The sequence below is a fragment of the Emticicia sp. MM genome, from assembly GCF_001649495.1.
Map to the genome: position 1 here is coordinate 25,565 of NZ_LXHX01000113.1, position 12,408 is coordinate 37,972.

The 12,408-nt window shown below is 36.1% G+C and carries 10 protein-coding genes; 4 read left to right on the forward strand and 6 right to left on the reverse strand.

The window, feature by feature from the left end; genetic code table 11:
* Positions 1-22: 22 nt before the first annotated feature.
* From A6M55_RS15120 to A6M55_RS15140, 5 genes are all read right to left on the reverse strand, one after another.
* Entirely contained in the window at positions 23-1,357 is a 1,335-nt protein-coding gene (locus tag A6M55_RS15120; RefSeq protein ID WP_064198363.1) for an AarF/ABC1/UbiB kinase family protein, read from the reverse strand.
* A gap of 62 nt (positions 1,358-1,419) precedes the next feature.
* Positions 1,420-2,061, reverse strand: a complete 642-nt coding sequence (locus A6M55_RS15125) for a TetR family transcriptional regulator C-terminal domain-containing protein (protein WP_409012490.1) — start codon at positions 2,059-2,061, stop codon at positions 1,420-1,422.
* Between the two features lie 91 nt (positions 2,062-2,152).
* Positions 2,153-3,121, reverse strand: a complete 969-nt coding sequence (locus A6M55_RS15130; protein ID WP_064198364.1) for an oxygenase MpaB family protein — start codon at positions 3,119-3,121, stop codon at positions 2,153-2,155.
* A gap of 17 nt (positions 3,122-3,138) precedes the next feature.
* A complete protein-coding gene (locus A6M55_RS15135) occupies positions 3,139-3,825 on the reverse strand; it encodes a hypothetical protein (RefSeq protein WP_064198365.1) in 687 nt (228 codons plus the stop codon).
* A 7-nt stretch (positions 3,826-3,832) separates the two neighbouring features.
* Entirely contained in the window at positions 3,833-4,507 is a 675-nt protein-coding gene (locus tag A6M55_RS15140; protein WP_064198366.1) for a hypothetical protein, read from the reverse strand.
* Positions 4,508-4,711: 204 nt separating this feature from the next.
* Between A6M55_RS15140 and A6M55_RS15145 the strand changes: the two genes are divergently transcribed.
* The 4 genes from A6M55_RS15145 to A6M55_RS15160 all read left to right on the forward strand — a co-directional run bounded on the left by A6M55_RS15145 (position 4,712) and on the right by A6M55_RS15160 (position 11,291).
* Entirely contained in the window at positions 4,712-5,527 is an 816-nt protein-coding gene (locus tag A6M55_RS15145; RefSeq protein WP_156511078.1) for a hypothetical protein, read from the forward strand.
* Between the two features lie 127 nt (positions 5,528-5,654).
* Positions 5,655-7,307 (forward strand): CTP synthase, encoded by a 1,653-nt coding sequence (locus tag A6M55_RS15150; protein ID WP_064198368.1) that lies wholly within the window; start codon positions 5,655-5,657, stop codon positions 7,305-7,307.
* Positions 7,308-7,582: 275 nt separating this feature from the next.
* Positions 7,583-9,448 (forward strand): membrane protein insertase YidC, encoded by a 1,866-nt coding sequence (gene yidC, locus A6M55_RS15155; protein ID WP_064198369.1) that lies wholly within the window; start codon positions 7,583-7,585, stop codon positions 9,446-9,448.
* Positions 9,449-9,617: 169 nt separating this feature from the next.
* Positions 9,618-11,291, forward strand: coding sequence for an ABC transporter substrate-binding protein (locus tag A6M55_RS15160; protein WP_156511079.1), 1,674 nt, complete (start codon positions 9,618-9,620; stop codon positions 11,289-11,291).
* A 103-nt stretch (positions 11,292-11,394) separates the two neighbouring features.
* On the opposite strand, the gene A6M55_RS15165 is transcribed toward A6M55_RS15160, so the two are convergent.
* A complete protein-coding gene (locus tag A6M55_RS15165) occupies positions 11,395-12,378 on the reverse strand; it encodes a hypothetical protein (RefSeq protein ID WP_064198371.1) in 984 nt (327 codons plus the stop codon).
* Positions 12,379-12,408: the final 30 nt, after the last annotated feature.

The following is a 12,408-nucleotide window of genomic DNA, read 5'->3' on the forward strand; positions in this document are numbered from 1 at the left end:
GGGGCGAATAAAATCATTACACTCAAACCAACTCCCCTTTCAAATGCTTTGGCGTAAGCCAATCGGGTTTAGTGGTTTTTATTTCTGCTTTCAAATCATTCAAAATTGTATAAAGCCCAAAATACGTACGGTTTACATACAAACCATGTTGCGAACCACGAGCTGCTTTTGAGTCTTTCAATTCGGGTAATTTCGATACATATTCAAAGAAATTATAAATTTCATCAACGTAGCCCTCTTGTCCAAAATCGAAGGTATTTGAGTTGAACGGACGGCCAAGCAATTCAATCATTTTCTTGAACAAATCCGAAAAAAACACTCGTTTTTGTGGAGAATCTTCTTCAACGATAAACTCCAGTGTCCAAAAAATTCGTTGAATTTCGGCTTCATCTTCGAGCGTATCTGGGTTTATTAAGGCAAAATAATTGTCATAATAATCTTCAGGAATCACTTTTACGCAGCCAAAATCTATCACGCCTAAACGCCCATCAGGTGTCATCAAGAAATTGCCAGGGTGTGGGTCAGCATGCACTTGGCGAAGTGTGTGCATTTGATAATCATAAAAATCCCAGAGGGCTTGTCCGATTCTATTTCGTACTTCTTGCGAAGGATTTGTATCCAAAAATTCTTTTAAGTGCATTCCCTCAATCCAATCCATCGTCAAGATTCTTTTCGATGAATATTCTGAATAATATTTCGGAAAAAACAAATCTGGAATATGGCTACACGCATTCGTTATTTCGACCGAACGTTGTAATTCTAAATCATAATTCGATTCTTCGAGTAGCTTTTCTTCAACTTCCTTGAAATAACGGTCGATTTCGGCATCATTCAGATTCAATAATTGCACGGCTAACGGACGGGCCATTTTCAAATCCGAACTAATACTATCGGCAATGCCTGGGTATTGAATCTTTACGGCCAATTTTTTGCCGTTTTTCTCAGCCTTATGTACTTGCCCGATTGAAGCAGCATTTTCGGCTTTCAAATCAAACTTATCGAAAATTTCAGAAGGCGATTTATCAAAATACTTCTTGAAAGTCTTGATAACCAAGGGTGCCGACAATGGCGGAGCCGAGTATTGCGACATTGCAAATTTATCGGTATAAGCACGTGGCAATAGATTTTTGTCCATGCTCATCATCTGAGCCACTTTCAAGGCACTACCTTTCAAATTGCTGAGTGTATCATAAACATCAGCGGCATTTTCTTGGTGAAGTTGCTCTTTTGTAAGCGACGGGTCAAAGATTTTTTTGCTGTAATGCTTGATATAATTACCGCCAACTTTTACACCTGCTTTGGCAAATTGCGTAGCACGAGCAACTTTCGATGTGGGGATACTTTCTTGTGAATTCATATGTTTTGTAAAACAAGTCTCCCGACTTGTTCCTTATTTTATGAACAAGTTGGAAACTTGTTCTACTTTCTATTCTGAAAAATAAACTTTCCTAAATCAAATAACGAATCGAGTGGCGAACGACCCAATAAATCGAAAGCAGTATTGACGGTTTTCTCAATCATTGTATCGGTCTTCTCAAAGGCCTTGCTTGTATCGTTTATCCAAAAATCAAGGATAAATAGCGTCTTTGCCCAAAATAAGTCTGGATAACGCTGCATTAGTTGTGGAATCGGGCGTTGTTCAACTTCACGAGTTTCACGGGCCTCCATCAAAAGCTCGTTTACGTAATCATAAAACGAAGCCTTGAAATCAACTAATTGAACATTGCGTTTGGTATAAATTGGCTTCTGAAAACCTTCGTAAGATTTTAGAATATAACTACGATTTTTCTTCAAAGTCTCAATCCAAGTGTAAAGAAAAGCCAGTAATTTCTCACGAACTGAGTAATTTTGATACACTTCTTCACGCTCAGCAGCTGCACGGGCTTCAATGAAAAGAGCCTTCCAAATTTCACTTTCTATCTGTGGAAACGCAGAATACTCATCATAAAAAGCTTCTTCTTTTATCTTCAGCTTCTTGCAAAAAGCATATACTGACTCGGGCTGCTTACCATTTTCGAGTACGTATTCTGTGTATGCTTGTCTTATTTTCTCTTGTGTCATAATATGTAGCACAGGTTTCCAACCTGTCAGTTATTGCGGTAAAGTTTTGGCTCAGATGCTAACGAGACAAGTTAGAAACTTGTCTTACAATCTAAAATATTTTCGACATCAAAACCGATGTTGTATTATATACTTTCAACAAAGTGTTTGGGATATTTGTTTCGGTAATGCCAAGCATTTTGGCATATTTTTCACCGAGAAGCATTCGAGACTGCGATTGCAGTAAATTGGCAGTAATTTCGCTCGGAGCAAATGAACGAACCACATTCATCAACGAAGCCGTAAGTTGCTGACCTTCAAGCGACTCCTTAAATTGTCGTTCGGCAATTAGCTTATCTATTTTTACAGCTTCTAAATAACTCTCAGGCATGATTTCTTTCTTTACTCCCAACAAAAAACCAATCACATTCCAAGTATTGATATAAGCATCTTCGTAAGATTTATCAACAGAATAACCCAGCTTCTCCATTCCACGCAACACCACGAGCGAAAAAGCAAGATTTGTACCCAACATATCTTCTTGGTTTATCGGGTATCCCCAAGCCATATCCCATTGTTTGCTATGAAGTGTAAAATACCTAATAGTTGCATGCAAAAGTCTGACTTTCAAGCAAATTATAAATATTCGTTCGCTTTGCCAATTATCATAATTCATTACGGCTTTCAGAAAATTTCCTGTTTCGGTCAAACGTTTATAAGTGTCATTTTTGATTCGCTCCGACATATACAAAACCTTTGCCCCATCCGCACCCAAATAACAATATGGCAACGAATAAAGCCCCAGAATCAGACCAATATTTTGTTGATTTTCTCGGTAAAAATCGGTTGCTCGAATGAGTTTTTTTTTATCGTAGAAATTTGGTAATGAAGCATTTGCAGACAAAAATGCTTGAAGAATCGGAAATTGATTTTCAAGACTAAGATTCTGATAATCAGAGAGAAATGGCATTAGTTGACGCAAAGAAGCAATTCCGTATTGCTCAATAATTTGGTCGATAATTCCATCAGCTTCTTTATCGCCCAAAGTTCTATATTTACTCAACTCTTCTTTACTAATCATAAAATTTTCGTCTATGATTAATTAACGGTTTGGTTATCCAAAGTGTTCGATTTCGTTGGAAATAACTTCAGGTCTGTTAAAGATGATATAAAAAATAGATGCCCTAAAAGTAATGCTAAACGAGTAAGAATTTCAATAAACCACCGAGAGTCTGAAATAAGAATTTTCCCAAAAATCATTGCTAAGATTACCAGTGCATAGCCCAAATACATTTGTCGGAACAGGGATAAGTCTCTGACTTGTAGCGAAATCAAGAATAAAATCATTCCTGACTGAATAGCGAGCAAATAAAAATATAGGTTTTCATTTCCAACAACCAACAGACAAATCGTAATAGAAATAATAAGATAAGTGAATATCCACCGAAATAACTTCAACGAAAATCGAAGTTTATTTTTAGGATTTTGCAGAATAATGATGAAACATAAATTTTTGAGTAGTAAAAGAACGATTAATGTATTTGCATGTACTAAGCCAGTAGAATAAAATATATATTCGGTTATTGAGGTGAGCAATAAACTACCAAAAATCAATGAAGATTCTAAAAACGATAGTTTTGGATGATAAACAAAAATAAATAAAACCAACATTTGCACAGGTCTGAACCAAAGACTTACCTCAAATCCAGTTTTAGTGCAGTCGTATAAATCATAGATGAATAACAAAAGATAGACAAAGAGTATTTGTTTTTGAAATTTAGACATTCCTTCCTTACGTTTTTCTCAAATTAAGATATGATAAATAAGAAAGTTTAAATTTAACGTCGCTTAACCCTGCGATAAATAATAAATGACCAAGCACTATCGAAAATCGGCTGATTGCTTCAATAAACCAACGAGAATCAGATAACAGAATTTTTCCAAATATCAACGAAAAAATCATTAAACAATATCCCAAGTATTTCTGTCTGAAAATATCAGTATCACTTTTCTTTAATGAAATTAATAATAAAACAATAGCAACCTGAACTGACAAAATATAAGCCAAGATATTACTCTTCCCTCCAACAAGTGTACAAATTATTATAAAGATAAGGGTATAATTAAATGTCCATCGCATGAGTTTTTTGCTTAATTTAAGTTTGCCTATATCTCCATAGAGTAAATACAGAAAGAAGCCATGCTTGATAAGTAGAAGTAAAATAAGTTTTGATTCAATGGCAGCTCCGTATTTATAAAATAAATAATCTAAGACAGCCGCAATCAATAATGAAAAACTAATAACAATAGCACGCTTAACGTTTAACTTCAGTTGATTTACCCAAAGTAGTAAAACAATCATCTGAATTGGCCGTAACCATATACTAATTTCTTGTCCTGGTATTGTACAATTGATTAAGTCAATAATGGCAAGCAATATATAAGCAAGCATTAATGCTTTTTTCATAGTTAGTGTTTAGTAAGTCATTTGGGATATGCCATCATAAAATTAAGGAATAATCATCGAAATAATTAAATTTAAAACAGTTTTTATTTTTTTTACGGAGTCTATTTATTGGCAAGTTTATTGCACGATTTTTGCTTTAACAATAAATTGATGATTGAATAGGTTATAAATATATCTCAAAAATATTCAATCTCGCACCAACTAATGTTTAAAAATAGCCTTATACTGAGCTTTATACTAAGCCTTTTTGTCTTAATTGCCTGTAACGACAAAGAAATCACTCTTTTGAAAGAAACGGCAATACCTATCGTACAAAAAAAATGTTACTTAAAAGATGCAGACCAAGGGCATGGTGTAATTTATAATTTAGGTTATAATGCCAATAATCAATTAATAACTTTTGATGGTTTTCCTGACTTTAATCAAATTAATTACCAAAATAACCTTCCTACAAAAGTTTCCAGCTCATTTGATACTTCATATTATATCACCTATGAATATGATGCAAGAGGGAATTTAACTCTAATCAACTTCTTAGGAAAAGACAGCCGAGAACGACCTTTCGAGTTTAAAAGTAAAGTATATACCAATACAAAGAAGCAAATCGAAAGAGTGGATTTGACAATGCCAGTTTTTGATGAAGCGATCATCACGAAGTTTGAATATGATGCCAATAACAATATCAAAAAAATATATTTGGTAGAAAATGGTAAAGATAAACTTTTGCTCGAAAACTTAAACTTTGACAATAAAAAATCGCCTTACATCAATACACCACTTAGCAACCTTATGATGTATTTCACGATATTTTCGGCAACGATTGGCGGCGAAAATACCACCTACTTTCAAAATCAGAACAATCCTACTTCGACTAAAATATACAACGATAGCGGAGATATGACCTATACATATAAATACGAATATACCAATGAAGGCTATGTTTCTAAGGCAATAGTAAACAAAAAACAAAATGGTAAAGAAGCGAGCCATCAAGAAAACTACACCTATACTTGCAAATAAATATCAAAACATAAAGCATTAATAATCAAATCATTACCAATAAACTGGGAAATTTATATTTTTTTACGCCATAGAATCCACTAAAATTCCGTACCTTTGTATCCCGTAATCAAAGACAACAAACCTCATGTCAGTACACGGACAAAGCGGATTGCCGCCCACACGTAACCCCAAGTATATTTTCGTAACGGGTGGCGTAACATCTTCACTCGGCAAAGGCATTATCGCCTCTTCTCTCGCCAAACTTCTGCAAGCCAGAGGACTATCAGTAACCATTCAGAAATTTGACCCGTATATCAATGTTGACCCTGGGACACTCAATCCGTACGAACACGGCGAATGCTATGTAACCGACGATGGAGCAGAAACTGACCTCGATTTAGGTCACTACGAACGTTTCTTGAATGTACCAACTTCACAGGCTAATAACGTTACAACTGGACGTATTTATTACAATGTGATTACAAACGAACGTCGTGGAAATTATCTCGGAAAAACCGTGCAGGTTATTCCGCACATTACTGACGAAATCAAGCGTAATATTTTACAATTGGGCGAAACTGGCGAATATGACATCGTTATCACCGAACTCGGTGGTTGCGTTGGTGATATTGAATCATTGCCGTTTGTAGAAGCGGTGCGTCAGCTAAAATGGGATTTAGGCTCAGATAATCTACTCACCATTCACCTGACGCTTGTGCCTTATTTGAGTTCGGCTGGTGAATTAAAAACTAAACCTACGCAACACTCAGTTAAGATGTTGCAAGAGTCAGGCGTTCAGCCCGATATTATTGTTTGTCGCACTGAGCATCCTCTTCCAGTTGATATTCGTCGAAAAATTGCACTTTTCTGTAATGTTGAACAAAGTTCGGTTATCGAAGCAATGGATGCCGAAACAATATATGATGTACCAATTTTGATGCAGAAAGAACGCCTCGACCAACGTGTATTATATATGCTTGATATTTATAACGACCAAGATGCCGACATGGAAGCATGGAAAGGATTTTTGGATAGATATAAAAATCCTGTTGAGCACGTGAAAATTGGTTTAGTAGGAAAATATGTTGAACTGAAAGATGCTTACAAATCTATCATAGAAGCATTCATTCATGCAGGAGCAGCCAATAAATGCAAAGTAACCATCGAATGGATTCACTCTGAAAGCCTACAAATAGATAATAGTGCCGAGAAGTTTAAAGGACTTGATGGTGTTTTGGTTGCCCCAGGTTTTGGAGAGCGTGGTATTGAAGGGAAAATTGCGGCAGTAAGATATGTACGTGAAAACAACATTCCATTCTTTGGAATTTGTTTGGGAATGCAAATGGCTTGTATTGAATTTGCCAGAAACGTAATCGGTTTGGCGGAAGCACATTCAACAGAAATGTACCCAGAAACGCAATTCCCAGTCATTGATTTGATGGAAGAACAAAAAACTGTAACCGATAAAGGCGGCACGATGCGTTTGGGAGCGTATGCTTGTAAGACTAAAGATAAAACACTGGCTCGTAAGATTTACGGTAAAGCCAACATCAGTGAGCGTCACCGCCACCGTTGGGAGTTTAATAATAAATATTTGAAAGATTACGAAGCGGCAGGAATGGTAATTTCAGGCGTAAACCCTGACAGCGGTTTGGTCGAAATCGTCGAATTACCCAATCACCCATATTTTATTGGTGTACAGTTTCACCCTGAATTGAAAAGTACAGTAATGACCCCTCACCCACTTTTCGTAAACTTCGTGAAAGCAGCCATTGATTTTTCTAAAACAAAGAAATAATATTCCTTTTAACCGTACCACACTGTGCGTGGCAAGGCCAGTAACAAAGCCTTTTTGCAAAATAATAAAACCTTAATTTTCAGAAAAGCACGGAATATCAAACTATAGCCCCATAACTTTATTGATTTAATTGAAGTTATGGGGCAATTTTGTGATTAACGGTCTAAGTGTCAGATACTTGATTAGGATTTATAACTAATCTTTGCGAATTTTGTAGTACAATACGGCATCTCTCAATGAATGCCTTTATATTTTTTACGTATTTTTAAACTTTAATGGAAAAATTAGTAGATAGAAATCAGCTTATCGGAATCGTGTTGTTGATGTGTATGTGGGCAGGTTATATGTATTTTATGCCTCAAACTCCACCCGAAGAGCCTGCAAAAGTTGCCCCTAAAACGGAAGCCAAAACAATTGCTACACCCAATGTATTGCAAGATACAACAGCCCTAAAAGCTACTTTTGGCGATTTCGCCAGTGCAGCTACAGGTTCAGCCCAAGATATAGTTATCGAAAACCAAGATGCAAAATTCACTTTCAATACACTTGGTGGGTCAATCAAAGAAGCGGTTCTGAAAAACTATTCAACGTACTCAGACTTTCAGAAAGGTTCAAAAAATCCATTGGTTTTGCTCGACTCTAAAAGTTCGACAATGAGCTTGGAAGTACAAACCAACAAAGGTAAAATCGACTTAAAGAAACTTTATTTTACATCTGAAAATAAAGCAACTGTTTTGAAAGAAGGAGATTCGACTAAAGTGATTTTCAAACTAAATTTAGGTCAAAATCAATACATCGAACAAGTTTATACCATCAAAGGCCAAGGCTATACGATTGATTATGACATTAATTTTGTGGGTGTTGATGCCCTCGTTCAGAATCAACCAGTGCGTTTTTTCTGGCAAGATAACTTACAGGTTTTAGAACATGACATTGAGGAAAACCGTAAATCAGCTCAAATCAATTTTTGGAATGCCAAAGAAGATGATTTTGATGATTTAGGAGCAAATGCTTCGGGTAATGCCGACCTAACGGCCGAAGACCCAATCAAATGGTACTCGTTCAAACAGAAATATTTTGTATCGGGTTTTGTAGCTAAAAACCAACCATTAACTGGAGCAAAACTCAAGCTTGTTACACCAGAAAACAATCAAAATATTGTAAAAACTGTTGAAGTTGATGCAAACTTGGCGATTTCGGACTTGAAAACTGGCAAAGGAAATTTCCGTTTTTATTTCGGACCAAACGATTATGATATAGTAAAAACAGTAGCTGATGGTTTTCACCGCAACGTTTACTTAGGTTATGACTTCGTGAAACCAATTAACCGCTATGTGTTTGTGCCGCTTTTTAAATTGGCAGAATCGTTTATGAGCAACTACGGTCTTTTAATTATCGTTGTTGTGATTGTGCTAAAAACTTTGCTTACGCCACTCATTTATAAATCGTATATTAGTTCGGCTAAAATGCGTGTAATGGCCCCAGAACTCGCCGAATTGAAAGAAAAAGTAGGTGATGACCAAGTAAAAATGCAACAAGAGCAAATGAAACTCTACCAACAAGTGGGCGTAAATCCGCTGAGTGGTTGTGTACCGATGCTATTGCAGATGCCTATTTTGATGTCGGTGTTCTTCTTGTTTCCAAACATGATCATGTTCCGTCAAAAAAACTTCTTGTGGGCCAATGACCTCTCAACTTATGATTATCCAATCAGTTGGGCAACAAGCTTGCCAGTTGTAGGCAATCACATTAGTTTGTTTGTAGTTTTGATGACACTTTCAAGTTTGGCGTTTACGTACTATAACAATCAAATTACGCCAGACCAGCCAGGGCCAATCGACATGAAGAAAATGAGTTATGTTTTCCCGATTGTGTTCTTTTTTGTTTTGAATAGTTTCCCAGCAGCATTGAGTTTCTATTATTTAGTTTCAAACGTTGTAACGATTGCTCAACAACAAATTGTGCGTCGTTTCGTTGATGAAGATAAAATTCGTAAAATCTTAGATGAAAATAAGGCTAAGTTCAAAGCGAATCCGCAAGCTGCTAAAAAAGGTAAGTTTGCACAATTCATGGAAAATCAAGTAAAATTGGCTGAGGAGAATCGTAAGTTACAAAACGACGAAAAGAAAAAGAAAAAATAAACCCTTTGATGGTGAATGTTTGATGTTAAATGGTAAATATTTGGTATATGTAAAAAAAAAATGGTTATATAGCAAAAGCTATCTACAACTATATAATTATTGAATTTTACATCCAACATCAAACATTCAACATCAAACACCATCAAAAACTCAACTAAACCTCTAACCTATGAAAAGGTGCCAAAGTCTTTTCATCCTTTTGCTGATAACGCACGCATTAGTGGCTCAACAAGCTACTCTTTCAGAAAGGGAATATGCCCTAAAATACAAAAAAGCCGTGCAGCTATACGCTGGCCAACAGTATTTTGAAGCCCAAAGCGAACTCACCCCGCTCACCAATCGAAAATACACCAATTCGATGGTGCCCTATGCCCATTTTTATCACGCACTGTGTTCATTCAAGCAAAATAAATTTTTCGAGACACGCATAGTTTTACGTCAACTTTTTGAGCGTTTTCCCGATTGGGACAAAATCGACGAAGCGTATTATCTCTATGCAAACGCCGCTCTATCAGATAATTATGTCGATGAAGGTATGCAATACCTTAACCGTATTTCGGGAACAATTCTGAAAAAAGACATTGAAAATATGCTTTACTACCATTTCAGTAAAGTAAACGACCGTACACAACTAAAACAATTGAATCAAAAATTTCCGAATAATGCGGTTATTGCCCAATTACTCGTTGATAATATTCAAAAAAGTAGAAATGTAAGTAAGGAAGATTTAGAGATTTCTGACCGACTGACGAATCGTTTTAATTTAAGTGAAAATCCTGCAATAACAAAAAAAACAAATCCAAGAAGAGATAATAAAGGTGTAGTAAACATTGCCATTTTGCTTCCTTTTAGACTCAATGATTTTGAAGCCAGTAAATCAAATCGCTCTAATCAATACATTTATGATTTGTATGCAGGTATGAAATTGGCAAAAAACAAACTCGAAACGGAGCAAATCAATGTTAATTTATTGACGTTTGATATTGACCGTGATGCAAGTTTGATTTCCGCTTTGGTAGATGACAATCAGTTTTCACAAGTTGATTTATTGATTGGGCCGCTTTACCCTGAAGCCAATAAGATTGCCAATACTTTCGCTAAATCGAACGATATTGTCCAAGTTCATCCTCTTTCAAATAATCGTCAGTTGGTAGCCAACGACAAGAACACTTTTTTGGCAGCACCATCATTTGAAACACAGTCGGTAAAGGCTTTGGAATATATGAAAACCCAAACAATCGGCCGAAGTGTAGCCATTTATTATGGAAATACTCGGAAAGATTCAACCTTTGCCTATGCGTATCGTGACGAAGCCTTGAAAGCAGGAGTTGAAGTAATTACAATAAGAAAATTCACAAATGCCGAAGATATTGATACTCGCCGCCGCCCAAGCCATATATTTATTTCGGGAAGCGAAGAGACTTTTGGTGGAAAAGTAATCAATGCTTTAGATAAAAAGAAAATTACTTCACCAATCATAGCGGCTTCATCGGCATTTGATTTTGAAGGCTCTTCACTCAATGTTTTCAACCGAGAACTTTCACTGATTCAGTTAGATTATATCAATCGAGATAAAGATGAAGTTAAAAATTTCCGTAGTACATTTTTCAATGAGCAAAATATTTCCCCTTCCTATTATAGTTATTGGGGATATGATATGTTGCTTTTTTACGCAAGAATGCTCAATAATGGCAAAAACCAACTTCGCACGGTCTTAAATGCGATTGAATATACACAAGGCTATACTTTGGATGGTTTTGATTATACCAACGGCTCAAACGAAAATCAAATTGTGCCAATTATCAAATATCAAGATGGGAAGTTTATTGAAGTAATGAGGTAGTTTATTGGTGACTTATTACTGGGGAACTGCTTATTATATAATAAAAATGGTGGTCAAGAAACTTTTCTGACCACCATTTTTATTATCAATATATTTCAAAAAATTACTCAAATAATTTATCGTATTGGTTTCCCGAAGATTTACTCGAAGAAACATTACTTCCGGCAATCAAGGCTTTTTTGTCATCGCCCAAAAGCAACGACACACCTTCTTTTTCCCATTTCTCCAACATATTTAAGCCTTCTTCTTCAAATACACCATTTTGCAGGTCAATCGAATCCATGAAGTTTGAAGATACTTCCATGAAACGTTGCATTTCGCCTACTTTTTGGCTCACATCGTCAGTGATTGATTCCATGGCCATATCAAACATTTGACGTTGATCTTTATCGCCGTTCATGATATTCATCGCCGAACGCATCGCTGAGTGACTCGCACGAATCGCTTTACGTTCTTGCTCTTTCACAACCACTTGATCTTTAATATCTTCGAGCATGATTTCTGAATTTTCGTACATTTTACCCAAAACACGGTAAAGAATTTCCATTTTTTTGTACAAATCATCGAGTTTCATATTCGATTCTTGCAAACGGCCAGCTTTACGGGCTTTCAATACCATCATGGCTTGCTTATCGGTTTCTTTGGCTTTACTTGCCAAAGTAAGGTCATTCTGAATCTGTTTTTTGTTATTTTCGATAATAGTTTTCAGATTTATCATCTGTCCTTTTAGCTTAGAAATTTGCTGATTCATCTTGCCCAAATTACCTTGAAGCTCATCAATATAAGTTTTCAAGATTCCGATTGGATCGAGTTGAATGAACAAACCTGTAACCCAACGCATGATACTTTTATAGATGTAAAAAATCAAATTTCGCATTTTGGGGTCGAGAATCATGTAGATTACTGCCGCCAAAACAATCAGCAAACCTGCCAAATAAAGTGTATTTGATGCCAAAGTTATCAGAAATGGCAATGCTTGGTATAGTAAATATCCTCCACCCAATAATGCACCTGCGGCAAAAAGCATCCCAGTAGTGCCTTCTGGGCGATTCCAAAATGATTTAGGTTTTGATTCTTGTAATTCCATTGTTGAAGCACCCCCAGCCCCTAAAGGGGA